Below are 22,339 nucleotides of genomic sequence, written 5' to 3' on the forward strand. Positions count from 1 at the left end.
GAAGTGATGAGGATGAAGTGCTGCGAAGGGCTTGTCGCCTTTTCAAATTGGCTCGAAACAAACCCGTTGGATGCAACTGCTCAGGCGCTTTGGATGCACCTGTTTGCACTCTGGCAAAAGGGTGGTTCCCCGGACGAGTTTGTGGTAGCCAATTCGACGCTTGAGGCGAAAATAGGCGTCACTTTTAAGCCCTTGAACAATCACCGCAACACCTTGATCCAGCGCGGTCTGATCTCTTACCAAGGTCTGCCGAAAAGGAAGGGCGGGAAGTACCGCCTTCTCCTCTTCGCTCAATCTATAGGAACATCTGTAGGAAAAAGTCCTATAGATACTCCCATAGATATGGATGTTACCCGATCTATGGGAATAAGTCGCACAGAAAGTCCCACAGATCGTCCTATAGATCCTCCCACAGATGCTCCCATAGATCGTCCTACAGATCATCCCGCAGGTGTGTTTCTTCAAGAAGGAATGAATGAAAGAAAGAATGACGGAATGAATGAAACGCGCGCGGAGGAGAAAGTGGAAGATCCATGGCAGACCATGCAATCTTTGTTCCGTCAAACGTTTGGACGAGCCATGCGAAAGACCGACTACGATGTCGTGAACGAGTATCTTGACGATGGAATGGATATTTCAGTCATCGTCTACGCTCTCGAAGCAGCTAAGGCGAACGGAGCTGACACAGTGAAATACCTGTGGACCACTATTGGCGATTGGTTTGCCAACAGGAACGTCAAGACAGTTGCCGACTACCTACGCATGATGGAGCAGCAACAAACAGATCAACCACCCCAACCACCTCGTCAACAGCAACAGGGGAAACGTAGCGGGGGCATGCAAAAAAACAACGTCGTCCCAATATCAGATTACGACCGTGATGTAATCGAAGCCTGGGCGAATCGCGGCGGAAGGCAAAGCGGATAGGAGGTGTTGACCGATGAAACGCGTACAAACGGCGCTTGGAGATTTCAGCAAGGTAAAGCCGTTCGTCACGCTCGATGACTTACGCAAAGAGTTCCCCGTCCTCCAAGACGTGCCGGACTCATTGCTCAAGATCAGTAGTGGCGATCTCTTCGAAGTTTTACTGATCCAGCGCAAATGCCCGTTATGTACTGGATATCTGAACTGCTGGCGGGATGGAGACGGGAAAGGCGAGATCCGTGGGATTAAAAGTGTTACCCCTCACGGCATCGAGTTCGAGGAATACACCTGCCAACCGGCGCGAGATCACTTTGCCCGGATCGCCCACGCAAAGATGCTGGAACAAGCGGGGATGACTAAGGCCGAACGTCGTTTCTCGTTCAACACATTCCCACCCGAACAAAAGGAACGACACATCAAAATGGTTGAGCATGCAGAGCGTTTCGCGAATGAGTTTACGCCGGACAAGCAAGAACCGGGGATTTACCTCTTTGGCTCGAGCGGGATCGGGAAGACGCATCTGCTTTTGGCCGTATGCAACCAACTCATCGACCGTGGAGTCCCCGCAGTCTTCACCACTGCTGAGAAGTTGATGGACAGGCTGCGAGATGCAATCCGTGAGGGAGAAGGGGAGTTGACGCGACTTAAGCGTTGGTACTCCACCGTCCCTATGCTGGCGATCGACGAATTCGCTCAAGAAACCGTCTCCGATTGGACGTTAGGCAAAATGTTCGAAATCTTGGATGACCGATGGCAAAGCGGGCTTTCCACTTGGTTCGCCAGCAATACGGAGCCACCGTTTGTTTATGACCACTACCATCCCGACGATCCTCGAATTGCCAAAGTCGTCAAAGCGCTTCGCTCGCGTGTGTTCGAGCTTGCTCTGGCTGGGCGAATGACCGGTCGAGACCATCGACTCAAAAACCTCGCAAATGCGTTTGAACCGGAGTATTGATTATGCAGAACACAGAAGACCACCAACTCCCGGAACCACACCACATCGAGGCCGAGCAAGCGGTGTTAGGGGCATGTCTTCTTGAGGCAACGGCGCTGGATGTCGTAGCCGACATTCTTGTGCACGATGACTTTTTCCTCATGGAGCACGTGCTGATCTACCGCACTTTACTCGCAATGCGAGACGAAGGTGTCCCAATCGATCCCGTCGAGCTTAGCAAGCGGCTCTCGAACCGACGCCGGATACAAAAGGTCGGCGGCGTCCAGTATTTGCGCAACCTCGAAGAGTCCTGTCCCACGGCTTCAAACGTCGACCATTACGCTCTGATCGTCAAGGAGAAGGCGCAACTTCGGTTGTTTCTTCTATCCGCCAAAGAAGTAGCCGCAGGGGTCTATGACGGTGCCACGGTCGAAGAGTTGATCGAGAAACAGCATCGTACCCTGAACAAAATCCAAAGTAGCAACGTGCAGGGGAAGAAGGACTTCCGTAAGTCCAGTGACGTTCTGGCCGTCGCCATTGAACAGATCGAGGAACGGTACTACAACAGAAATCTCACAGGGAGAGCGATCACGGGGATTCCGACGGGATACGCCGATCTGGACGAGATGCTTGCAGGTTTACAACGGTCCGACCTCATCATCCTTGCGGCGCGACCGGCCGTTGGTAAAACGGCATTCGCGCTCAACTTGGCGCAAAACGTTGCTGTTCGTGCCCGGCAAAATGTCGCCGTTTTCTCGTTGGAGATGTCGGCCGAGCAACTTGTCCAGAGGATGCTTTGCGCAGAAGGAAACATCGACGCTGGTAAGTTGCGGACCGGTGACCTGAGCGATGACGACTGGATTAAGTTGTCGCTGGCCGTTGGAACGATCGGAGACGCTCCGCTTTTCATCGACGATACACCGGGCATCACCATCTCTGAGATCCGCGCGAAGTGTAAACGGTTGGTCGAAGAAGAGGGTGATCTTGCCCTCATCGTCATTGACTACCTGCAGCTCATATCTGGGCGAGGTGGCAACAACCGCGTACAGGAAGTGTCGGAGATCTCCCGCCAGTTGAAGTTGCTGGCTCGCGAACTGAATGTCACCGTCGTGGCTTTGTCTCAGCTCTCCCGTTCGGTCGAGAGCCGTCAGGACAAACGCCCGATGTTGTCTGACCTGCGTGAGTCCGGCTCCATCGAGCAAGACGCGGACATCGTTTCGTTCCTGTACCGTGACGACTACTACAACCCGGAATCCGAAAAGCGGAACGTGGTCGAGTTCATCATTGCGAAGCAGCGCTCCGGCCCGACCGGAACCGTGGAAATCGTATTCCTGAAAAATTACAACAAGTTCGTCAACCTAAAGCGAGACCCGCAAGTGGTTATGAATTTTGAAGGCGGGGCCTCTTCGTGAATAGATGGACATTCCAAACAGGAAGGAGCAGCACCGTATGCAACAAATCAAACCTGAATTTCTGAGCGCCGACCAGCTTGCGGAGATTGCTGTAGGTCTCACACCAGAAGCGATCAAAGCAGAGCAACAACTTGGGGTCACAGTCGCATACCGTCCTTCCATGTCAGACGCTATTATTCAATTGCTCTTACGCAAACAGCAAAGTCTTCTCGCGCATATCGCTGCAACGCAGAAACCGGACGGCATGTACAAACTCCGAGGGTTGTATATCCTGCGGGAACATACGACAGCACATACAATCATGGAAATTGCGGCCGGCATCCTCGAGGTCGAGATGATTGCAATCAAGGCGGGGTTGGGTAACGTCATGGACGCTGAACTGGCGGACAAAGCCGACGACCTCTGCTACGGCTGGTGCAACGATTTTTCCGAAACCTGTGACGATGAGGCCTATGTTACTGAACTGTTCCGTTTGCTTGGGATTGAAGAACCGACCAAGGAGGGACCATCATGCTGACCCAAAATCAACTGCGCCTGTTCTCCAGCGAGTGGCGCACGCTGTTTGCAAACCTTGAGAGCCGCAACTACCACCTGTCCTACAACTCTGGCGTGATCGAGATCCGCCACGCAACCGCCGGCATCAACATGGACGTTGAGCTCGACACCGAGCGTCGTGGTCGCTGGAAGATGACACTGTACAAGCCCTTCGGCATGCTGCCGATCATCGATCGCAAGCGGCATGACTCCCACATGATTGAGATGATCAGCTACTGGCTCAACCGTGCCGAGCAGTCGCCGCTCATGTACAGCTTCATCCGCCCGGTGATCGTCGGGGTGCAGGGGGTTACGGCATGATCCGAAAAGATCGGCAAGTTGAACTGTTTGGGCAGGTCTTCGCAGGTGTGATTGACACGTGGGAGGGGCAGGGCTTCCGAGTGAACGAAGAGCAGGACGGTCGTCTCCTAGTCGTTGAGGAAGACCGCGTTCGGGTTGAAATCGAGTTCCGCTACGGTGATCGGGCTGAGATCCGTCTCGTCGCACCGGCGGAGATTCGCGAGATCGATCACGAGTTGCTCCTGTTCGACGATCCGGGCGATTTGACGGATCGGACAGCAATATTGATCGGCAACACGGTAGATCAGTTCCTGCAACGTGCGATCGATGTCGCGTACCCGACGCAACCGAGGGCGGTGGCCGGAGCATGAAGGAGATGCACCAAAGAGCCGCAGCTCGTGCCGCGATCATCCTCCTTGCTGTCGTCGCCAGCACGATCGGCGTGAAGGAGACGGTGCTTGCTTCCATCCTTGCTGTTGGTTGCCTCTGGGCTGAGCGGAGGGAGGCGAGGCGGCGTGGGAGTCGCGGTAAGCAGTCCGTTGAAGTGGTTCGGCGGTAAGGGGCATCTGGCAAAAGAACTTCATCGGTACCTGCCTCAGCACAAGTGCTTCGTCGATTTGTTCGGTGGCGGCGGGAACATGACCAGCATGAAGGAGCCTTCCGATGTCGAGATCTTCAACGACATCGATGGTGATCTCGTCAATTTCCTGCTTGTTCTCCGTGGAGACCCTGAAAAGTTGGCACAGGCAGTCGCGACGCTTCCGTATTCCGAAGAACTTTTCGAAAAGTGGAAGTGGCAAAAGGGGCGCAAAAGCAACTTCGAGCGTGCGGTCTGCTTCTTCTACCTCAACCGACTGGCCGTGTCGGCCGGGAACAACCATCGAAGCGGGTGGAGCCACGGAGGTACCAAGGCGAACAAGGCCCGCGAATACCAATCCGCAGTCGTTAGGCTTGAGGCGTTCGCCAAGCGGTTTCAACAAGTCGAGATCCACAACAGGGACTACAAGGACGTCATTCGATTGCGCGACTCCGAGGACACCGTCTTCTACATCGATCCGCCCTATAACGGGCGCGAGCGAAGGTACAAAGGTGGGTTTCGACGTAGGGACCACATCGAGCTTGCCGAGATTCTCCGGCAGATCAAAGGAAAGGCGATGGTCAGCTACTATCCGCACCCTTTGGTGGACGAGTTGTACAAAAACTGGCCGCGGCGGATCGAGATTGGCTCGCACACTTTCTCCCAAGTGTCGCGGGAAGAGGAGCGACCGAAGCGTACAGAGTTGCTTTTTCTGAGTTGGGAAGATCCGCAGGCCAACATTTTTGACTGGGTGGGTAACTGACGGTGGATGCGCTTTTTGATCTTAATTCTGTTGAGACTGTCGAACCAGAAAAACTTGAACGTCCCCTATCAAAACGTGGCAGTAAGACCCCTTCGCCGCAAAAGAAACAGAACGATCTTCAATTCAATCTGTTCGAGACCCCTAATCAACAGGTGACGTATGAAGAATCGGATGACCATACCCAGGTGATGTACAACACTTTTTTGTTGGATCACCTCTTGAAAATAGAGAACGACCCAGCGGTTTACGAGCAAATGAAATTACTTGCGGAGAAGCCATTTCTCGTCCAGATCAGACAGGATGTCGTGATTTCAAGGTGATCGCGTATCGCAAAACCTACTCGTGGTCTTGGGGAACAGATTACGACATCGTGCTCTTGGCATCCAACGGAGAGTATCACCTCGTGGTAGTTAATACCGGAACAGAGACCAAACTTCACCTTGGTCGCATGCTTGGCTTGGATCACCGCTGGATACGCGAAAAGCACTCCTTTTTTTCGATAGAGGATGCATGGCAGCTGCGATTAAGTCTGGCGGACGTTCCTTGCTGCAAAGTCATTAGGCAGTCGGCTCGCCAAGTCTTAATGAAATTCGACATCGATCAAAGGTTTGAGCAGTTGAAGACGATTGAAAAAGAAAAGGCAAGAGTGGAGCGTCGGTAACGACTTACGGACAGGGGTTCGAACGAGGTGAGGCGACACCAACACGAATAGAGAAGGGGGCAGAGCACATTTGACGCGATTCAAATCGTTTCAAAACAACGCCAACCTTGGCAAATCATTTGAGGATCGGGTGATCCAAGCTAACCAGCAATATGCAGCTCGCGGTGTAGCGGTCATACAAAAAGTTGCGACTCCTTTCCAGATCATCCGGAAGGGTAAGGGGATGATCGCAGTTCCAACAGAGAAGTCTACTGTAGATTTTGTTGGGCTGGCAGTCGGACGAGGGGTTGCTCTCGATGCTAAGACAACCAAGGTCCAAACGAACTTTCCGCTTAGCAATGTCGAGCAGCACCAGATCGACTTTCTTGTTCGCTGGAAGAAACAGGGCGGGGCAGCGTTTCTCTTAATTGAATTCTCGACCTTGCGAGACGAGATCTACAGACTTGATGTCGATCAGCTCGTTCGCTGGTGGATAGAGTCGGCGATGCCTAAGGGACGAAAAAGCATCCCGATCGATTTCTTCCGGAACGAATGTCCACTAGTCCGAGCGAAAAACGGCGTTGTGCTCGACTATCTTGATTTCATCATTAGCCCGGAGGTGGCATAAGCCGTGACCCAGTTCAATTACGCAACCGGTGATGTATTGCAATACTTTGATGCGATGAAGCGTGAGTTCCATCCGAATCTTCGCGACAGCAACATCCTTGTCGTGTGGCGTGAAGATATCAACTTCAGCCACATCGCTATCGGTCAAGTCGTACCCCCGCTGTTCCGTTTCATGACGAACTGCGACGCACTGATTCTCGTCAGCAAGCCTTTGTGGAATGGAAAGCTTAACGAAGGCGAAAAGGCATACCACATGGATGAAGCACTGTCCATGATCGAGGCGACTGACAAGTGGATGGACGATAGCCGCCCTAAGCTGAGGACCGTTCAACCCGTCAAGATCGGTTTTGCTGATGTCGTAAAACGCCATGGTGCCGTTGAGCCGACCGTCAAGAAATTTGTGACAGCAGTCTCACAACCGCTGCAAATGAACCTGTTCAAACTCTTACATGAAGCTGAACGCAGACAAACGCAGACGTATGGGGGCCTCCATTTGGTGGAGCGAGAGTCGATGTATTCTGTTCCTTCAGAACATTTATTTAGCGAAGCAGCAAAAGTGGTTATGTCAGTAGGACGGGCAACGGTTGCTGTCTTACAAGATGAACTTGATGTTGACTACCGCACCGCCTATATCCTCATGGGGCAATTGCAGGAGGCGAAGTTCGTTGGTGACATGCAAGGTCTTAGCGGTCGCGAAGTATTGGTAACACCTGACATGTTGGAGTTGTACGGCCAAGCATCGGCTGAGGCGCAATAGAAAGGGGCATGACGCATGATTGAAGTTGTGACAGACGAGATCACCGTCGTGCAAGTCTGCGGTGGAGCTGGCGGCGCCGGGATCGGCGTGAATAACATCAAGGTCGAGTACGGCGGCCGGATCGTGCGGGCACGGAACCTGTTCAGCATCGACTTCGATCTTGGTGCCTGCAAAAATTTCACTCTTCTGACCGGCGCGCCCGCGTATTGCCTCGACTTGTTTTCTCGTGAGCAGTATACCGACTTCCACGGCCATGAGCCGCCGGGGGATTGGGTGGAGATCACACCGCAGATGATTCACGATCTCTGCGGGGGCATCCCTCCGGACATCGTCATCATCAGCTCGCCGTGCAAGGGGTACAGTGGACTGTTGCCCAAGGCGCTGTCTCAGACGAAGAAGTACCAGGCTTACAACGAGCTGTACTTCCGCTGCAACTGGTTGTTCTTCGAGGCATTTCGGGAGCATCCGGATGGTCCGCCTGCGGCGGTGATGACCGAGAACGTCCCGCGCGTCAAAGACCGAGGCAAGGAGATTCTCACCCGCACTCTCACGATGTACGAGCGTGGAGGGTACGCGACGATCAACTCCGATCACTGCCTTGGGAAGAAGGGCGGCCTCGCGCAAAAGCGGGCGAGAAACAAGACGCTCGTTCGGAACTTGAAGAAGTGCCCTGAGCCAATTCATGAAGCGCCCAACTTGCCATACAAGAAGATCGGCGATGTGATCGGGCCGCTTCCGTTCCCCGGAGATTCCGCATGCGGGCCGTTACACCAACTGCCTTCGCTGGAATACGGCACATGGGAGCGTCTTGCATGCATCCCTGCTGGGGGTGATTGGCGCGCGCTTGAAGAGTTTGATCATGAGCAGTACACGGTCGTGCCGGTTGGTTACAAGCCCCGCAATGGTGCTATGGCTGTTGAGGATTGGAATAGCACATCGCGGACCGTATCATGCGGCGCAGGCTTCGGTCGCTCCAACGGGGCATCGGCCTTAGCGGATCTCCGCTTCGGAAACGGCGAAGGGCGCCATGCGTCGCACTTCCGCGTTGAGATGTGGGACGGGGTCAGTGGCACGGTCACTGGTGCAACCCACGTCGCCAACGGGCGGATCTGCGTGAGTGACCCGAGCTTGAAGCCACGTGAGTCACGACATCCGGGCGTGTATCAAATCATCCCGATGGATCAGGTCGCACCGACCGTCACGGGAACCCGCTTCGGCAGCGGTGCGATCGCCGTCGCGGACAACCGCCATCTCACCGGAGGATACAGCAACAAGCACAAGGTTTACGGTTGGGGCGGCATCGGTGGAACTGTCACTGGCATGCGGGACATCCAAGAGGGTGCGCCGAGTATCTCTGATCCACGTCCCGGAGCATGCCATACTCGCCCGCATGACTTCGGCGTTCTGAACTGGGGCCAACCAGCTCCGACGATTCGCGGTGCAGGGCGAGTCATGAACAGCGCATCATCTCTCGCCGATCCTCGTATCAACTGCCGGCCGCGGGCAGGCACCTACGGCATCATCGGGATGGAAGAGACGGCGCCGACGATTTCCGGCAGCGCGGACGTCCACATGTCAAAGTGTGCGTTCGCAGATGAACGTGTGTCCGATGGAGTCGGCGAACTTGCGGAGGTCGTCGTGATCGATTGGCTCGCGACCCCTAAAAAAGTACGCATCACTGATCGGAGCATCAACGTGCGTCAGGTCGCCGAAACCAAACGCTTGCTAGAAGCGGCTGGTCCCGAGCAGTACGTCAATGTCTCCATCGACGAGCATGGGTTCACGGTCGTCAATCGATTCGGAGTTGTTGAGGGTGACGAAGAGGAAGAACTGACACCCAACGGCGACTGGATGGACAAGCTTGGCCCGGTCATGACCAAGGGGAACATCAAGCGTATGGTCGAGTCGCTTTACCGTGACGGCTACTCAGGTCACGCGCCGATCGCATCGCTCTGGCACGCGATCCAGCATGTTTATGATCGGGCGGCGGCGGGGTACTTCCGTATCCCGCACCGCAAGGAGCGTGGTGTCTGGATCATCCTGAGCCCGCACGACGGCGCTTGGCACCGTCCGCTTACGACGTTCGAATTGTCGGCACTCCAAGGCTTCAAGTCTCAACTTCCAACCGGTCACCCGTTTATGATGATCGGAAGCTCAAACGACGCCAAGCACCGCGAGTGGATCGGGAACGCGATCCCGCCTGCGGCTGCGATGGCCGTCATCGGAACGGCGGCTCTTTCGATCGTTGCTTCGCGTGAAGGGTTGTTCCTCTTGAGCAACGAGAAGATCTGGGTTGCACCGGAACAGAACGGAAACTGGTGGGATGACTTCCTCCAGATGGGGGATGTAGATGAGGAGTTCGCGGTGGTCCACTAAGGGCCATCGCGGTGCGAGAGGGGGAGAAACAGTGAAAAGGCAGGTAAAACGGCAATATCTCCGTGATACCCGGATGAGGCTGGGGGTTACCCTTGAGGAATTGGCGAATGAAGGGTGCGGTGGTATTGCGCGTCAGTCCCTACAATATCACGAATTCGGAATGACAAATCCCACTGCAAAGACGGCTTCTGAGGTAGCAGCGTATTTATCAAAACGTCGTGATGAAATCGTAAAAAATTTGCTAGATCAGATTGCAGAACTTTCGGCCATCGATTTTACGACAGAAGCCCTCTATCAAGTCAATGGAGGTTTCTAGTTATGGAAAACCAACTTCTGAACAAGTCGAAGTTGTTGTGCCCGGAACGACTCGCCGAAATAATTGCCCGCCGCGAGAAGATCGGTCCGGTCGGGATCGTCTGCAACAACTGTACCGCGGAAGGCTACACGGTGGGCTGGGTCAACGTGTACCAAGGTCAAAAAAGCGACATCGATGTGGAACAGCTGCTCCGAGATGAAGAAGAACTCCTCGCCCACATCGCGGCCATGGAGGAGCACAAGGAACTCCGGGCGCTCCTTATCTTGCAAGAACTTAACCAAGAAGAGGACGACGACGTTCTCATGTGGGTCAGGTACTACACGCGAAACGGGCGCTTTGACTCTTCTCTGCAAGAGATCATCGCCGACGATGGAGTTCGGACGGCCAAGGACATTATATGTGAAGTACGTGCCTTCATCAGGTATCAGAGCCCGCAGAGAGGGGGCGAGAGAGCATGACGTTGCCGAAGGGATTCGTCTCAGGTGGTACGCTCCAAAGTTCCAGTTTGACCTCTAAGTTGGAACCCGCCGTTTATGCACACGGCAAGGCTATCTACTGGCTGAGAATGTTGAAAGAAGGCATGGTCCCGACGAAATGGGCCAAGCAGACCCAGAACGGTACGAAAGTGAACTTCGCATACCCGCGGACGCAAGAACAGTTTGACGACTCCGAACGCCAACTTCGTTCCTTCGTCAGCGAGATTAACGAGAAATACGACCTTGGCATTGAGTTCGTCAAGGACGGTACTTCGCAGAAAGGTGGCGAGGGGGAGTGAAGAGACGGAACGGAAGAATCGTAAAGCTCTCACGACGTAACCCCTACCACCCACGCCGGTGCATCGACTTGCGACACAGCAAGACCCGCCGCAAACGACGCCAGATGGTCGGAGGCCGCCGATGACCCCGCAGTTCAACTTCACCCCGGAGCAGGTCGAGCACCATCTCCGGGAGTGGGGTGAGGAACTGGAGCTGACGGAAACTCAGATTGGCGTGCTGATACTTTGTTCCGGTAAGGAGGACCTCACAGATCAGCAGATCGCCGACAAGATTGGAGTGATGAAGTACGAAGTGCGGAAAGCACTTACTCACCTTCGGGAAGCACTTGGCGCATCCAAGAAGTCGGAGATCTACTTCAAGTCGTACCAGCGGCTGCAGGCGGTCGCCGAACGGGAAGGGGCGGAGTAGCGTGGATCACTTTTCTATCAAAGCAACGCGGCGCGAGCGGGTCCGTTCTGTCAAGGCGTGAATCTGGCAGATGCGGCAATTTTCAAAGCAAGCCGGACCTACCAAGCAGCATAGCACCAAGCCGAAAAAGTTCGCGGGCCACTGGCCTGCTTTTCGGCGTTTCACCACTGCTCCAAGGGGCACCAATCACGAGGAGGAAGATGACGATGCAAACGGCAATGGCAATTAGATACGATGGTGAGTTCAAGGGGTATGTTGGCCTTTCCGATAAGGAAGTCGAGCGCCTCGTCAAAAGCCTGCTCAAGGACTACAAAAAGTTGGAGGGGCGTATCAAGGCGGCGACACGGCAAGCGGAAGGGAAGGGGATGACGATTGCGCGTGGTGCGATTTTGACGGGGTACGAGGAGCGTTTGGCGGAGGTGGGTCGCGCATACACTCAGGACAACCACGAGTTAATGCACGTCGCGAAAGCTGAGAACCTCTTCGCTGGCATCCAGGGTTGCACGGAGGAAGACACAGTGGCACTCGATGAGATTACCGGCTTGATGGTCGGTACGAGAGCGTTCGGGGGTGAGGCGGTCGTTTGGAACGGGCTTGTGGTGCCGTTTGACGTAGCGTGCGATCTCGCGGCACAGGATGCGCGAAACTTCCAGCAAGAGAAGGACACCATCGACTACGCTTTGGAAGAGTTGGAGAAGTACGACCCGAATGGTGCGCTGATCCTCCGGGGCCAGTACTGCCAGCGCCGATCTGTTGCCAACGTCATGATGGAGCTGCAGGAGTTAATCACCGCTGAGGACACAGACGCAACGTTGGCCGAATCGACTTACCACCGCTGGCGTAAGGAGGCGGTGAAGGAGTTCGGGAAGCTGGTAGGGGTTTGTTAATCATAAACGCAGATATACGGCATAGAAAATGAAAACCGACTGGATAATCTCTGACCAGTCGGTTTTTTATTTTAGTCGTTTTGTTTCTGTGTCCAATCAACGAAGTCATTTCGGAATGACTCGAATTTGTCATCTGTCGCGGAGAGTTCTATCATGTGTAATATCTCAGTATTTGTGAAGTTTTTCCATAATGCGTTTGTGATTGAATTAAAAATGTGTTTGTCATTATCTATCTTGGTCTTCGATTTCTCATACTCTGTTGTAAATTGCAAAAGAACTGCCATTGCTTCATGGGCACATTGTTCGCTACAACAATTCCTCATGATATAGCCCCCATCGATTCTATCTATCTGTACAGCGAAATAAGTATCATGGGTTTCGGTGCTAACTTTATTCCCACAGTTACAGTAAAAAATCCAAGGTTTCTTTCGATTCTTTTTTGGGAACTGTTTTTTGTGGATATTTTTTAACATCGCAGTTCATACCTCCCAAGTATATATGGTTGATGGAAAACACTACACTTACTATATACGATTTTTGTTTGATAATTGAAATAGAAATATTTATCTGAGATTATTGATGGAGCACACTCAAAGTTGGAGGGGAATAAAATGGAGATTATTGTTAAAACACGCATCTGTGAAGAAGTTGGTATTTCTACTGATGTTATGAAGAGTTTTTTACAAAGTGCTCTTGATCAATTATCGGAAATCTCTGATGGTAATTTATGGTTAGAAAAACTTGACGCAATTATTATACCGGATGACTTTGGTGAAGAACTAATCGCTTTCCAAAAAGAAAAAGGAATAAGTGAAGGATTCACCGAGAACTCGTATGGAACAGCGGTTGGAAAAACCTTGCAGTATATGGTTGGCGATACGTCACGATTTACAATTTTTCTTAGAGAGTATATAATGTTTGGTTTGTTTTCGGAGGAAGTAAAGCAGCAGTCTGCAAATGTAATTCATCACGAACTGTGCCACGTCCATGACGATACAATAAAAGAGAGGATGTTAGGGTTAGAGTTTGTGATGAGAATGGGAGGGGATTTTCAAACGGTTCTTCGCCTACATGCTGACATAATATGGTCTGAATTCAAAGCAACTGAATTATCATCAGTGACAAAAAGAGTCGAAGAAATTCAAATAGAACATGTATTAAAAATGGTTGAGAGATCAAAACCATTTATCGATGATGAGATAGCGAAATATAGAATTCATGGAGAAATTACAGCTTTATTTGACAAGGTACAATTAGAGGCATCTGATTTACTGAAACAACTCGTTTATATCATAGGAGACTTAGTTGGTAAGGGGTGGAGCGACAAGTTGGAAATGTTTTCAGAATTGATAAATCGAACTTATCTAAAAGAAATATGGACGGATTTGGTAAAAGAATTGATGAGACTTAATAGTATTTACGAGCATTGGTCAGGCGTAGAAGAATTGGATACGTTAGGGGGAGTTGTAATGAAGCTATGGAATGTTTACGGCTTATACCCGAATGAAAACTGGTATATCTCCGTACCCGCGGTTAACCCGCTCGAAGGATAATCTCATCTAATACGTGAGAGTTTTATGAGAGAAAAATAGGAGTAGGTTGCAAGTTTTCCCTGAGTTCCCCGTGTGATAATGATAGCGTGGAAGTCAAAGGAACCCGTCGATGACCACCAGACGACGGATAGACCACCTGCAGAGGAGCGGCGTGCTTGCCGATCAGCGGGTGGTCTTTTCGTTGGCGAAAGGAGCGACGGCTGTGGAACGACTGATCAAATACGAATGCTGTGGCTGTAAGGAGCAGTTCATTGTCAACTCCGCGCGCGTCGAGGAGGGCGACAACAAACGTCCTAAAGAGTTGCAGTGCCCATTTGGCTGTGAGTACGCCGCTTTTGCGGTAGTCGGGCAGAACCCCGATGATGACCACCTGCAAGGTGAGTTCGGGTGCTTGTGGCCGTCGGGGCAAGTCGATCCACAGACCTGCTGTTCACCTAATATCGAACGTGCGTCTTCCCGAGAACAAGACGACGGCAAAGGAGTGAGGACGATGTAGACGCCACCCGAACAACTCCACAAGGGCACCAGACCACCGCACCCACTGACGGTGGTCTTTCCCATGCCGATGTAGCTCAGATGGTAGAGCAACCTCCTTGTAAGAGGATGCGCGCTGGTTCGAGTCCTGTCGTCGGCACCATCGCCCCGTCGCCGGGCTAAGGCGGCACATACCTATCCGAGGAGTGATTCCTATGCAAGACAACCAAACCCTGAGCCCGAACGAAAACGTGAACGTCAGCGGCTGTTCCGCATGCGGTAACGATCATCAAACGGCACAGATCACCAGCACGAACGCAACCGGCGGCGAATTCGAATGCCCGGATACCCAAAAGCCCGTATCCTACACCGTCAACCAAACCTCTGATTCGCCGATGATCGCGGGTCTTACCGAAGGGCGGATCGCACACTATGTTCTTCCGCAAGCCCGCTGCTTCCCTAACCCGGAAGATCGTCACCGTCCGGCAATCGTAGTGAACGCGCACGGCGGCCGACTTGCAGACGGCCTGTGCAACCTGATTGTGTTCCTCGATGGTACGAACGACATCGCGGCTGATCTGAACAACATGGCGCTTACGATGTGGGCTCCGTCCATCAAGTACAGCGACGGCAAAGAGCCGGGCACTTGGCACTGGCCGGAGCGGGTGTAGGGTCGACGGCTGCTGCTGCTCTCCATCCGCAAGGCTGGGGAGCTGGCGCCGGCAAGTTGACCTATTACAGACTATCGAAGCAAACGTGATGGGTGACATGGAGTATGAACTCAATCAAATCCCAGTGTTCAACCGCGAAACAGACAAAACGGAAGAAAAGATTTTCCACCAACTTTGACCCCTCCCTTTCCGAGAACCCTATCGTTCCAGGAGGGGTCAAAGTTGCGAAATTGAACTAGCCCTCCCAACACCACATACGCCGTCCGTCGGCGATGTGAAAGGGAGAGCTGTATTGGAGAGGAGAACAGAGAAAGATGATCGGACAAGCTACAATCGTGCTGGCCGCCTTGAACGGCGGTGCGGTTCTCGCTAGCCGTCCTGCATGCGCACTTAGCGGTGCGAGTGGGCGCGGGATAACGGCGGAGGGAAGATCACTTGCCTGCGCGTGGCGGGGTGCGTGTAATAGAAAAACCACCCGGTTGGGTGGTTTACCATGCCTGATCATCATCGTCAGTTGAATAGGTCGGGTAGTAGTTTTCGGGAATTACGATCTCTTGTATAGAGATTACACTGGAAATCGGAATGAAAACTTCCACGCCGGATGCGTTTTTTATGGTAATGAATATCCCATCGTGCCCTTGATACTCACCTTGGAAACTGTTGGTCGGAATCAAAGTAGCAATATGAACATTTTTACCGTATAGGTCTTGAATCATAAAGTTGCACCTCCTCTCTATCATCTCCCAACTTCGCCCAGCACGCAGGAAAGTCCTTCCTCATTGGCGAAACTTGTCAGTGGAATGGAGGATTGATTTATGAGAAGTGATATTTTTGCTTATGCAAAACAGATGGACAAGTTAGGTGACCTCGTAGTTAGTGCATCCATGAAAGTGCCTGAGATTGATCGCGACACTCTCAAAACCTACGCTGATGTGGAAAAGGTACGGCAAATGGTAAAGGCGGCACATCGTGAGTACAGAACTTGTGTTCAATTGTTATCCGATGTGAACAGTCCGCCTGAAATCTCAGAAGAGCACAGACAAATCGTCGATGCTTTCAATGAAATTGTGGAGGGGTTACAGATGATGGAGGAGTCCTTCACTGAAACCAACCGCGATGCTAAGATCGGCGAAGACGTTGGAATCATCAACCTCGAACAGTACTTCGCAGGTCATATCAAACAACTCAATGGCACTAAGGCAAATTCCGATGCTATTGGGAAGATCCACGTAAAACTTGATGGCTTGTTGTAAAGGCACCCTCCGGGGTGCTTTTCACTTTCCAAGGAGGTGAGGTGATGACATGGACTCCGGAGGTGCCAACCATTACCCGTTCAAAAGGGAGAGACGGCAAGGAGAGTTTCTGCATCGTCGTCCGGAATGACGTCGACATCGATTTGATGCTACGCATGGCTGGTTTGAGCACGACGGGTATCCACGAACAGAACAACGAGTACCTCAGAGGCGTTTACCGAATCATTAAACGGCATTAGGAACCGTGGCGGAGAATATAAAAACCACCCGGTGTTCGGGTGGTTGCAAAACCTTAGCGGAACATTTTCTTCAATTCGTCAAGTGACTTCTTGAGTTCTTTGAAGCTCGCGTCGTCATGACTGATCGTAATCCCTTTATTGCAACCAGGGCAATCAATCACAGATCCTTCTTTCATAACTTTCTCTGCCGGGGCATCGAAACTCGTTTCGCACGCAGGGCATTTCATCTTGAGTTTCTGGCCCTTAAAAAGTTGGGACAAATCCATGTCTATCACCTCCAATCACCAATTGAATTCTCTGTCAATAAAGGTATGTCCTTCGCTTATGTAGAAATTTGTCATATAGAAAAGGAGGTGATATATAGATGGAGCTGGATTCTAAGCAGAAAGTTTTAGTTGCGATCTACACGGAGTACCAAAAAGACATCCCTAATATGAATGCGGTAACTCCGCAAGTTCTGGGTATTGAAGAGGTAGCCTTCAATGTTGCGGTTAGTAAACTTCAAAATGAAGGCTACTTACAAGGTGCACATCTGATCACTGTTGATCAATTTGCTCATCCTGTAAAAGTAGTCATGTCCCGAGCAAAAATGACACGCGACGGACTTGATTATGTTGAAACAAAACTGGAGATCGACAAGACCATGTCCAATTCCGACAAGGTCAGGGCGGTCGCAACTAAGGCTGGGGCCTGGGGTGTTGACCAATTGAAAGATCTAGCCTCAAAAACCCTTTCAGACATGTTATCAAAAATGGCTGGATTTTAAAAAGCACCCCTAAGGGTGCTTTTCGTTTTTTGGGAGCCAAAGCGGGTTGTTATCCTTGAATAAATCCGATTTTACGTGTGGGTTCTTCTGGTTCAAGTGCTTTAACCGCGGTCAGAAGGAAATTGCACTGAGACACATGTTGAATCAGTTCAACAGGTGACCCACTTTCGGAATAACCAATAAACCTAATCATATTGGGATCGTTCCATCCGATAGTTGTGACATGGATGATCATGGATTGAAAAGTGACAAGTTGGATGCCGATCTCCTCATCGGGTTGAAGGTTGCTCATGAATTCATCAACACTATGCCGAATTTTCTCAACAAACTTACTAGCTAAGTTTTCTGTATAATTCAAAACTTGAGCTCGTTCAGCATCGCGTTTCTGTTGACCGGCTTGCATTACAGATTTCATGATATCCGAGTTAATTCCGTAGGACATTGAAGTTCCTCCTTTGATCACATGATCTCATCGATGCTAGTAGTCTACCACGACTAATGATTCGTACGCATTAGCGAATCTTGTCGAGTTTTCCCTGGGGGGAAGTGAAGTTATGTCATTTGAACCAAGGGGAAATCCGCCTGAAATAGAGCACATGCTCAAGAGCCCGATACTATCGTCACCGCCCTTGAGCAACTCGCGACGGAAGTTTGCCAGCGCGCTGCCGATGTCAATGGTCCTGAGCTGGAGCGTACACTTCGACGGAATTGCCGATCCAAAGAGGTTCTTGCTTACTACATAAAGACGAAGCAAACTGCAATTAACTTGTAGGATTTTCATTCTTGATGCTGAATTATGGAAGAGGAGGTGCTAAATGAGAAAGAGACAATTAGTATGGGTATTTTTTGGGGTTTTTGGTTCGCCAATTTTGTTTAATTTCTTGTTAATTTCTTGGTCGAGCAAGTATTCATTCGCCGACAAAGGAGATTGGATGGGGTTTTTCGGAAATTACATTGGCGGAATCATTGGTGGCATTGTTGCTTATATTATTGCACAGATTCAGTTTCGTGGTGATTTGGAGAAAAAGTTTACAGAACAATATCCTGTACTTATTGCATTAAAATTCGAGTTTGAGAAAATTGACCGGGATTTGATGTTGATCAAGAACATGAAAACCAGTGACAAGACTTTTCCGTTCGATTTTCGCAAAGATACTCTGCCAATCGACAAAATTGAAGTCGAACGATGGGGGAAAATTGATCTCATATCAAATACTGAGCTTCAAGTGGAACTCATCAAGCTTAAAGAGTATTACTCTAACCTACATGAAACGTTCAATACAGACACAGTGGGTATCCAAGCAAAGGTTGACGAGATTTTACTAAGGATGATGAGATTTGACCAAGATCACCAGAACCCTTCGCTGGTGAGTGAAGTAACAAATAAATCGGCAGAAATACTAAAAATAGAATCTAATCGAGAGATTGTTTATCAAGAAATAGACGAGATGTATAATCGATTTTTGAATGTAAGATCGTTATTGGATGAGCAGATTTCGAGAGTTGAAGTAGTGTACAAAAACCTCATTAGACGTGTTGACCGTACATCTCGATAAAACATTTAATAGCGAAATGACAAACGTCCATCGGCTAGGTGGACGTTTTTGATTTCACTGATACCGAGGGGGGAACACCTACATGCACAAATTGAACATCCGTACAGTCCCGGTCACGGACATCAACCCGTCCCCGTACAATCCGCGCATCGATTTGCAACCGGGAGACGCGGAATTCGAGAAGCTCCGTCGCTCCATTGAAGAGTTCGGGTACGTCGACCCGCTCATTTGGAACCAGCGCACCGGCAACCTCGTCGGCGGACATCAGCGGTTCAAGGTGCTGCTGGCCGCCGGGGCCACGGAGCTCGACGTCTCCGTGGTCGACCTCGACGATGTGCAAGAGCGTCAACTCAACCTCGCGCTCAACAAGATTTCTGGTGATTGGGACGAGAACAAATTGTCCGAGCTACTCCATGAACTCGAAGTCGCCGGCGCGGATCTCGACCTGACGGGTTTCGATGACAAGGAACTGGACGGCCTGTTAAAAGACTTCCGCCCGGAAGATGACGAAACTGTTGGTGACTTCGAAAGCGCGGAGATCAATCTGGGATCGTTCTCCGACGAGAATTTCGAAGCGGAGTGCCCACGCTGTGGTTTCTGCTTCAATCCAAAGGAACCAGAGGCGGCCACCGCCGCCGAGGAGGGGAACGAGGATGCCTGAATGGGATTGGTCGTTGCGTGACCTGCACAACGTGACCAAGATCGGACGCCGCGTCTTCTCCTGTTTCTCGTGCGGGGGCGGCTCTACGATGGGGTACAAATTGGCTGGGTACGAAGTAATCGGGAACGTGGAGATCGATCCGCAGATGATGGCCATCTACAAAGCCAACCACAACCCGCGGTTCCCTTTCCAAATGCCGATCCAAGAGTTCCGCAAGATCCCAAAGCAGGAATTGCCGCCGGAGCTGTTCCAACTTGACATCTTGGACGGTTCGCCGCCCTGCAGCGTGTTCTCAACGGCGGGCTCCCGAGAAAAGAAGTGGGGAGTCGAAGCGCGGTTCCGAGAAGGTCAAGCCAAACAGCGGCTCGACGATCTCTTCTTCCACTTCATCGACGTCGCCGACATGCTCCGGCCAAAAGTGGTCATCGCAGAGAATGTGAAGGGGATGATCCTGGGGAATGCCAAAGGCTACGTCAAAGAAGTCGTTGAGTCGTTCGCCCAGATCGGGTACATCGTGCAACTGTTTTTGCTGAACGGTGCGACGATGGGGGTACCGCAGAAACGAGAGCGCGTGTTCTTCATAGCACGTCGCCACGATTTGCGACTCCCGGATCTTCAGCTCAAGTTTGGTGAGCCGCCGGTCTTGTACCGCGACATTCGTTCCGGAAGAGGACGGCCAATCGATCCGAAAAGCAGAACCTACCAGCGTTGGTTAAAACGTCGTCCCGCCGACAAGAGCATGGCTCATGTCGCCCTTCGGACAGAGGGAAAGAACAACAACTTCAACACGATCATCGTGCACGACCACCGGGTCCTGAACACGATCGCGAGCAACTCTGTTTTCGTTCGGTACGATGAGCCGTACCACATCAGCAACGAGGACATCATTCGATCGCAGGCCTTCCCACGGGACTACAACTTCCTTGAAGGAGATCCGCAGTACGTGTGCGGGATGTCCGTCCCGCCGCTGATGATGAAAAAGATCGCAGAGCAGGTTAACCGTCAATGGTTCAAGCGCGGCGCATAAACTCGATGGCGGCGTAGCCGCCGCCGGTGAGGAAACGCCGCGCGCGGGTATAAAAAAGGGAGGGCGCGTCAACGCCCTCCGTTCGTTCGCCGAGTCATCACCCGGCTTGGATGGGGAAGCGGATCACCACGGCCGTGGATTTTCGCTACACCGCTGCCCCGTCCACTATTGTAGAACGGGTGATGACATGATGCAAGAAGAATTAACAGCTTTAGAAAATGAACAGCTACTGCTCAAGCATCTTGCCGAACAGCAATTGGGGATCGACGAGTCAACAGAACAGTACCGCAAGATGATCCGGGCCGCCATCGCACAATTCGTGAAGAATCTGCAAAGCGGTCAGATTGAGATCACGGTGGACGACTTTCTCAAACTCGTCGAGTATGACCTGAAACTGCAACAACAAGACCTGTAAATAGGTAAACCAATGACGCCCTGTATGCTCTCAGGAGGCGTCTATTTTTGCTGTGTCCCGTTCGGTCACGTTCCTTACGTCTGCCTCTCACGCACCCGCATGGGAGGCGACAGGGGCACAGAAATTCAAACACTAACTCAAACGAGGTGGTAGAGATGGAAGCAGTAGGTTTCGCGGTTGTCGCAGCCCACGTCTTGATGATGGTCGGCGGCATTCTGTCGGCAGTGGTCGACGGACGGAAAGGTGAGCCGTGGTTGGCAGCGGCAGAAGGGGGGATTCCGGTATGAGCGACCAACAAACCCAAAATCAGCGTCGTGGTGCGCCGGTTGGGGATCGCCCCAGTTCTGCAACGCTCTCGACTCGCTTCGGTCGGATCGGGATCGACATCCAGAACGTCGAGATGTTCCAACAACTGCTTAACCTCGTCGGCGTGATCTACGCAGATCGCAAGGACCTCCGTCCGCTGATCTTTGATTCCCTTCTGGTATTCGACCTCGCGGGGAACGCCCAGCACCAGATGGCCGCATGGGAAGACCTCCAACTCGACCCGGATCAACTCGATGTATTGGCCGACGTGCTTGCTTCCGTCGACGATGCGCGGGAGACGTTCGGCACGGAGCACATCTTGCACCCGCTGCTGAATGCTGTTCACCGACTGATCGATTCGGCTGCTCAGGCTGGGGTGTAGTCAGTGAGTTGTAAAACAAAAAAAGAGCCCAAAAGTTTGGGCTCTATCCGGTAACTCGTCTCCAAGCTCGATGATTTAAAGTATCTTTCGTGAAGTCAGAAAGATAATTGTCGGTTAGACGTGCTGCTTCAAAAATCAAATCGAGATAGCCACGCACCTCAGTCACTTTAACATAATCCTCTGATCTCACACGATGAGCTATTTCACCACGGTAGGAAACAAAATCATCAATTGCCTTCGGGTCACCCCATGCATTTAGTAATTCATTCGCTCCAAGTAGTCCTTCAAAAAGCGGATTGATTACGTGACTCTTTGGAGTATTCACAGCTGAAACTTCTTTTTCTACCATTTCTAGATAAACGTCTCGCCAACCATTTCCGGCTAACTCAAGGGGTTTTAGATGACTATCTTTTCCAGATTTCACGTAGGAACTCAGCTTTTTCTGGACCTCAGTGGGGAGCAATCTTGGAGAATGGAGGTGATTGACTAAAAAGGCAGCAGATTCGGAGATCACGTCTTCGAGGTAAATTTCCCAGGACCCAGCTAAGATCAGGATCGCGCTTCGAGTTAGATGATCAAGTGCGTTGCGCCCTCGCCCGGACATCGCAGAATGGGTATCAAGAATACGCTGCACATCTTGAATGTTTTTATCACGGAAGAATTGAAACGATTGCGATGGCATTCACTCGTGCTCCTTTTTCTTCGTTAATACACGAATTATATACTCTAACCTAATTTCATTCTATAGTGAATTTTGGGTAGGGTTTGACTTGTTTATTTATTTACAGGGAGGTGGTGATGGTGT

Annotated in this window: 34 protein-coding genes and 1 tRNA gene; 31 read left to right on the forward strand and 4 right to left on the reverse strand. The window is 51.4% G+C overall.

The features are described 5' to 3' along the window. The first annotated feature begins 12 nt into the window (after positions 1–12). The 22 genes from JJB07_RS14655 to JJB07_RS14760 all read left to right on the forward strand — a co-directional run bounded on the left by JJB07_RS14655 (position 13) and on the right by JJB07_RS14760 (position 14,929). The gene (locus JJB07_RS14655; protein WP_201636303.1) at positions 13–927 is read left to right on the forward strand and encodes a DnaD domain protein; all 915 of its coding nucleotides are present in this window, start codon (positions 13–15) and stop codon (positions 925–927) included. Between the two features lie 13 nt (positions 928–940). Further along, complete coding sequence (locus tag JJB07_RS14660; protein WP_201636304.1) at positions 941–1,879, forward strand: ATP-binding protein; 939 nt, start codon at positions 941–943, stop codon at positions 1,877–1,879. A gap of 2 nt (positions 1,880–1,881) precedes the next feature. Beyond that, complete coding sequence (gene dnaB, locus JJB07_RS14665; RefSeq protein ID WP_201636305.1) at positions 1,882–3,270, forward strand: replicative DNA helicase; 1,389 nt, start codon at positions 1,882–1,884, stop codon at positions 3,268–3,270. A gap of 37 nt (positions 3,271–3,307) precedes the next feature. Beyond that, a complete protein-coding gene (locus tag JJB07_RS14670) occupies positions 3,308–3,787 on the forward strand; it encodes a hypothetical protein (RefSeq protein WP_201636306.1) in 480 nt (159 codons plus the stop codon). Continuing rightward, complete coding sequence (locus tag JJB07_RS14675) at positions 3,781–4,125, forward strand: hypothetical protein (protein ID WP_201636307.1); 345 nt, start codon at positions 3,781–3,783, stop codon at positions 4,123–4,125. The genes JJB07_RS14670 and JJB07_RS14675 overlap by 7 nt, the downstream gene beginning before the upstream one ends. Continuing rightward, on the forward strand, positions 4,122–4,475 hold the full coding sequence (locus JJB07_RS14680) for a hypothetical protein (RefSeq protein ID WP_201636309.1): 354 nt from the start codon (positions 4,122–4,124) through the stop codon (positions 4,473–4,475). The genes JJB07_RS14675 and JJB07_RS14680 overlap by 4 nt, the downstream gene beginning before the upstream one ends. A 5-nt stretch (positions 4,476–4,480) precedes the next feature. Then, complete coding sequence (locus tag JJB07_RS14685; RefSeq protein ID WP_201636311.1) at positions 4,481–4,663, forward strand: hypothetical protein; 183 nt, start codon at positions 4,481–4,483, stop codon at positions 4,661–4,663. Then, positions 4,620–5,444: a DNA adenine methylase gene (locus JJB07_RS14690; protein WP_201636313.1), complete on the forward strand. Its 825-nt coding sequence runs from the start codon at positions 4,620–4,622 to the stop codon at positions 5,442–5,444. The genes JJB07_RS14685 and JJB07_RS14690 overlap by 44 nt, the downstream gene beginning before the upstream one ends. Positions 5,445–5,446: 2 nt before the next feature. Next, positions 5,447–5,764: a hypothetical protein gene (locus JJB07_RS14695; RefSeq protein WP_201636315.1), complete on the forward strand. Its 318-nt coding sequence runs from the start codon at positions 5,447–5,449 to the stop codon at positions 5,762–5,764. Continuing rightward, positions 5,761–6,105, forward strand: coding sequence for a hypothetical protein (locus tag JJB07_RS14700; RefSeq protein WP_201636317.1), 345 nt, complete (start codon positions 5,761–5,763; stop codon positions 6,103–6,105). The genes JJB07_RS14695 and JJB07_RS14700 overlap by 4 nt, the downstream gene beginning before the upstream one ends. Positions 6,106–6,175: 70 nt before the next feature. After that, positions 6,176–6,712 carry a Holliday junction resolvase RecU gene (locus tag JJB07_RS14705; protein ID WP_201636319.1) on the forward strand — a complete coding sequence of 179 codons (537 nt, stop codon included), beginning with the start codon at positions 6,176–6,178 and terminating at the stop codon, positions 6,710–6,712. 3 nt (positions 6,713–6,715) lie between these two features. After that, positions 6,716–7,468 (forward strand): DNA translocase FtsK, encoded by a 753-nt coding sequence (locus JJB07_RS14710; RefSeq protein ID WP_201636322.1) that lies wholly within the window; start codon positions 6,716–6,718, stop codon positions 7,466–7,468. A 15-nt stretch (positions 7,469–7,483) separates the two neighbouring features. Then, on the forward strand, positions 7,484–9,844 hold the full coding sequence (locus JJB07_RS14715) for a DNA cytosine methyltransferase (protein WP_201636324.1): 2,361 nt from the start codon (positions 7,484–7,486) through the stop codon (positions 9,842–9,844). 31 nt (positions 9,845–9,875) lie between these two features. Further along, on the forward strand, positions 9,876–10,160 hold the full coding sequence (locus tag JJB07_RS14720; RefSeq protein WP_201636325.1) for a helix-turn-helix domain-containing protein: 285 nt from the start codon (positions 9,876–9,878) through the stop codon (positions 10,158–10,160). A gap of 2 nt (positions 10,161–10,162) precedes the next feature. Next, on the forward strand, positions 10,163–10,618 hold the full coding sequence (locus tag JJB07_RS14725; protein WP_201636327.1) for a hypothetical protein: 456 nt from the start codon (positions 10,163–10,165) through the stop codon (positions 10,616–10,618). Further along, the gene (locus JJB07_RS14730) at positions 10,615–10,935 is read left to right on the forward strand and encodes a hypothetical protein (RefSeq protein ID WP_201636329.1); all 321 of its coding nucleotides are present in this window, start codon (positions 10,615–10,617) and stop codon (positions 10,933–10,935) included. The genes JJB07_RS14725 and JJB07_RS14730 overlap by 4 nt, the downstream gene beginning before the upstream one ends. A 121-nt stretch (positions 10,936–11,056) precedes the next feature. Then, the gene (locus JJB07_RS14735; protein WP_201636331.1) at positions 11,057–11,344 is read left to right on the forward strand and encodes a hypothetical protein; all 288 of its coding nucleotides are present in this window, start codon (positions 11,057–11,059) and stop codon (positions 11,342–11,344) included. A 218-nt stretch (positions 11,345–11,562) separates the two neighbouring features. Then, positions 11,563–12,231, forward strand: a complete 669-nt coding sequence (locus JJB07_RS14740; RefSeq protein ID WP_201636333.1) for a hypothetical protein — start codon at positions 11,563–11,565, stop codon at positions 12,229–12,231. A gap of 611 nt (positions 12,232–12,842) precedes the next feature. After that, positions 12,843–13,784 carry a hypothetical protein gene (locus tag JJB07_RS14745; RefSeq protein WP_201636335.1) on the forward strand — a complete coding sequence of 314 codons (942 nt, stop codon included), beginning with the start codon at positions 12,843–12,845 and terminating at the stop codon, positions 13,782–13,784. A 202-nt stretch (positions 13,785–13,986) separates the two neighbouring features. Beyond that, positions 13,987–14,280 (forward strand): hypothetical protein, encoded by a 294-nt coding sequence (locus tag JJB07_RS14750; protein WP_201636337.1) that lies wholly within the window; start codon positions 13,987–13,989, stop codon positions 14,278–14,280. A gap of 65 nt (positions 14,281–14,345) precedes the next feature. Continuing rightward, positions 14,346–14,421, forward strand: a tRNA-Thr gene (locus JJB07_RS14755). Between the two features lie 52 nt (positions 14,422–14,473). Further along, a complete protein-coding gene (locus JJB07_RS14760; protein ID WP_201636339.1) occupies positions 14,474–14,929 on the forward strand; it encodes a hypothetical protein in 456 nt (151 codons plus the stop codon). A gap of 488 nt (positions 14,930–15,417) precedes the next feature. Here JJB07_RS14760 and JJB07_RS14765 read toward each other — a convergent pair whose 3' ends face one another. Then, entirely contained in the window at positions 15,418–15,645 is a 228-nt protein-coding gene (locus JJB07_RS14765; protein WP_201636341.1) for a hypothetical protein, read from the reverse strand. Between the two features lie 99 nt (positions 15,646–15,744). Here JJB07_RS14765 and JJB07_RS14770 point away from each other — a divergent pair, with 99 nt between their 5' ends. Then, entirely contained in the window at positions 15,745–16,182 is a 438-nt protein-coding gene (locus tag JJB07_RS14770; protein WP_201636343.1) for a hypothetical protein, read from the forward strand. A gap of 44 nt (positions 16,183–16,226) precedes the next feature. Beyond that, positions 16,227–16,421 carry a hypothetical protein gene (locus JJB07_RS14775; protein WP_201636345.1) on the forward strand — a complete coding sequence of 65 codons (195 nt, stop codon included), beginning with the start codon at positions 16,227–16,229 and terminating at the stop codon, positions 16,419–16,421. A gap of 53 nt (positions 16,422–16,474) precedes the next feature. Here JJB07_RS14775 and JJB07_RS14780 read toward each other — a convergent pair whose 3' ends face one another. After that, entirely contained in the window at positions 16,475–16,687 is a 213-nt protein-coding gene (locus JJB07_RS14780; protein WP_201636347.1) for a hypothetical protein, read from the reverse strand. A gap of 98 nt (positions 16,688–16,785) precedes the next feature. Here JJB07_RS14780 and JJB07_RS14785 point away from each other — a divergent pair, with 98 nt between their 5' ends. Further along, positions 16,786–17,187 carry a YjcQ family protein gene (locus JJB07_RS14785; RefSeq protein ID WP_201636349.1) on the forward strand — a complete coding sequence of 134 codons (402 nt, stop codon included), beginning with the start codon at positions 16,786–16,788 and terminating at the stop codon, positions 17,185–17,187. Between the two features lie 49 nt (positions 17,188–17,236). On the opposite strand, the gene JJB07_RS14790 is transcribed toward JJB07_RS14785, so the two are convergent. After that, entirely contained in the window at positions 17,237–17,629 is a 393-nt protein-coding gene (locus JJB07_RS14790) for a DUF6173 family protein (RefSeq protein ID WP_236588084.1), read from the reverse strand. Positions 17,630–18,002: 373 nt separating this feature from the next. On the opposite strand from JJB07_RS14790, the gene JJB07_RS14795 reads away from it, so the two are divergent. From JJB07_RS14795 to JJB07_RS14815, 6 genes are all read left to right on the forward strand, one after another. Then, positions 18,003–18,743, forward strand: a complete 741-nt coding sequence (locus JJB07_RS14795) for a hypothetical protein (RefSeq protein WP_201636351.1) — start codon at positions 18,003–18,005, stop codon at positions 18,741–18,743. A gap of 91 nt (positions 18,744–18,834) precedes the next feature. Beyond that, entirely contained in the window at positions 18,835–19,404 is a 570-nt protein-coding gene (locus tag JJB07_RS14800) for a ParB N-terminal domain-containing protein (RefSeq protein WP_201636531.1), read from the forward strand. Continuing rightward, positions 19,397–20,431: a DNA cytosine methyltransferase gene (locus JJB07_RS14805; protein WP_201636353.1), complete on the forward strand. Its 1,035-nt coding sequence runs from the start codon at positions 19,397–19,399 to the stop codon at positions 20,429–20,431. Before JJB07_RS14800 ends, JJB07_RS14805 begins: the two co-directional genes overlap by 8 nt. Before the next feature lie 190 nt (positions 20,432–20,621). Beyond that, positions 20,622–20,846, forward strand: a complete 225-nt coding sequence (locus JJB07_RS14810) for a hypothetical protein (RefSeq protein ID WP_236588085.1) — start codon at positions 20,622–20,624, stop codon at positions 20,844–20,846. A gap of 155 nt (positions 20,847–21,001) precedes the next feature. Continuing rightward, positions 21,002–21,133, forward strand: coding sequence for a hypothetical protein (locus JJB07_RS24250; protein ID WP_283809127.1), 132 nt, complete (start codon positions 21,002–21,004; stop codon positions 21,131–21,133). After that, positions 21,130–21,534, forward strand: a complete 405-nt coding sequence (locus tag JJB07_RS14815; RefSeq protein ID WP_201636357.1) for a hypothetical protein — start codon at positions 21,130–21,132, stop codon at positions 21,532–21,534. Before JJB07_RS24250 ends, JJB07_RS14815 begins: the two co-directional genes overlap by 4 nt. Before the next feature lie 43 nt (positions 21,535–21,577). Here JJB07_RS14815 and JJB07_RS14820 read toward each other — a convergent pair whose 3' ends face one another. Beyond that, entirely contained in the window at positions 21,578–22,216 is a 639-nt protein-coding gene (locus JJB07_RS14820; RefSeq protein WP_201636359.1) for a HEPN domain-containing protein, read from the reverse strand. Between the last annotated feature and the right edge of the window lie 123 nt (positions 22,217–22,339).

The sequence above is a fragment of the Tumebacillus amylolyticus genome (assembly GCF_016722965.1).
In the GTDB taxonomy this organism is placed as follows: Bacteria; Bacillota; Bacilli; order Tumebacillales; family Tumebacillaceae; genus Tumebacillus; species Tumebacillus amylolyticus.

Excerpts from the sequence above, each read along its gene's own strand:
- JJB07_RS14655 (WP_201636303.1), top strand. The coding sequence starts at position 13 with ATGAAGTGCTGCGAAGGGCTTGTCGCCTTTTCAAATTGGCTCGAAACA.
- JJB07_RS14660 (WP_201636304.1), top strand. The coding sequence starts at position 941 with ATGAAACGCGTACAAACGGCGCTTGGAGATTTCAGCAAGGTAAAGCCG.
- dnaB (WP_201636305.1), top strand. The coding sequence starts at position 1,882 with ATGCAGAACACAGAAGACCACCAACTCCCGGAACCACACCACATCGAG.
- JJB07_RS14670 (WP_201636306.1), top strand. The coding sequence starts at position 3,308 with ATGCAACAAATCAAACCTGAATTTCTGAGCGCCGACCAGCTTGCGGAG.
- JJB07_RS14675 (WP_201636307.1), top strand. The coding sequence starts at position 3,781 with ATGCTGACCCAAAATCAACTGCGCCTGTTCTCCAGCGAGTGGCGCACG.
- JJB07_RS14680 (WP_201636309.1), top strand. The coding sequence starts at position 4,122 with ATGATCCGAAAAGATCGGCAAGTTGAACTGTTTGGGCAGGTCTTCGCA.
- JJB07_RS14685 (WP_201636311.1), top strand. The coding sequence starts at position 4,481 with ATGCACCAAAGAGCCGCAGCTCGTGCCGCGATCATCCTCCTTGCTGTC.
- JJB07_RS14715 (WP_201636324.1), top strand. The coding sequence starts at position 7,484 with ATGATTGAAGTTGTGACAGACGAGATCACCGTCGTGCAAGTCTGCGGT.
- JJB07_RS14725 (WP_201636327.1), top strand. The coding sequence starts at position 10,163 with ATGGAAAACCAACTTCTGAACAAGTCGAAGTTGTTGTGCCCGGAACGA.
- JJB07_RS14730 (WP_201636329.1), top strand. The coding sequence starts at position 10,615 with ATGACGTTGCCGAAGGGATTCGTCTCAGGTGGTACGCTCCAAAGTTCC.
- JJB07_RS14735 (WP_201636331.1), top strand. The coding sequence starts at position 11,057 with ATGACCCCGCAGTTCAACTTCACCCCGGAGCAGGTCGAGCACCATCTC.
- JJB07_RS14740 (WP_201636333.1), top strand. The coding sequence starts at position 11,563 with ATGGCAATTAGATACGATGGTGAGTTCAAGGGGTATGTTGGCCTTTCC.
- JJB07_RS14745 (WP_201636335.1), top strand. The coding sequence starts at position 12,843 with ATGGAGATTATTGTTAAAACACGCATCTGTGAAGAAGTTGGTATTTCT.
- JJB07_RS14760 (WP_201636339.1), top strand. The coding sequence starts at position 14,474 with ATGCAAGACAACCAAACCCTGAGCCCGAACGAAAACGTGAACGTCAGC.
- JJB07_RS14765 (WP_201636341.1), bottom strand. The coding sequence starts at position 15,645 with ATGATTCAAGACCTATACGGTAAAAATGTTCATATTGCTACTTTGATT.
- JJB07_RS14770 (WP_201636343.1), top strand. The coding sequence starts at position 15,745 with ATGAGAAGTGATATTTTTGCTTATGCAAAACAGATGGACAAGTTAGGT.
- JJB07_RS14775 (WP_201636345.1), top strand. The coding sequence starts at position 16,227 with ATGACATGGACTCCGGAGGTGCCAACCATTACCCGTTCAAAAGGGAGA.
- JJB07_RS14780 (WP_201636347.1), bottom strand. The coding sequence starts at position 16,687 with ATGGATTTGTCCCAACTTTTTAAGGGCCAGAAACTCAAGATGAAATGC.
- JJB07_RS14785 (WP_201636349.1), top strand. The coding sequence starts at position 16,786 with ATGGAGCTGGATTCTAAGCAGAAAGTTTTAGTTGCGATCTACACGGAG.
- JJB07_RS14790 (WP_236588084.1), bottom strand. The coding sequence starts at position 17,629 with ATGTCCTACGGAATTAACTCGGATATCATGAAATCTGTAATGCAAGCC.
- JJB07_RS14795 (WP_201636351.1), top strand. The coding sequence starts at position 18,003 with ATGAGAAAGAGACAATTAGTATGGGTATTTTTTGGGGTTTTTGGTTCG.
- JJB07_RS14805 (WP_201636353.1), top strand. The coding sequence starts at position 19,397 with ATGCCTGAATGGGATTGGTCGTTGCGTGACCTGCACAACGTGACCAAG.
- JJB07_RS14810 (WP_236588085.1), top strand. The coding sequence starts at position 20,622 with ATGCAAGAAGAATTAACAGCTTTAGAAAATGAACAGCTACTGCTCAAG.
- JJB07_RS24250 (WP_283809127.1), top strand. The coding sequence starts at position 21,002 with ATGGAAGCAGTAGGTTTCGCGGTTGTCGCAGCCCACGTCTTGATGATG.
- JJB07_RS14815 (WP_201636357.1), top strand. The coding sequence starts at position 21,130 with ATGAGCGACCAACAAACCCAAAATCAGCGTCGTGGTGCGCCGGTTGGG.
- JJB07_RS14820 (WP_201636359.1), bottom strand. The coding sequence starts at position 22,216 with ATGCCATCGCAATCGTTTCAATTCTTCCGTGATAAAAACATTCAAGAT.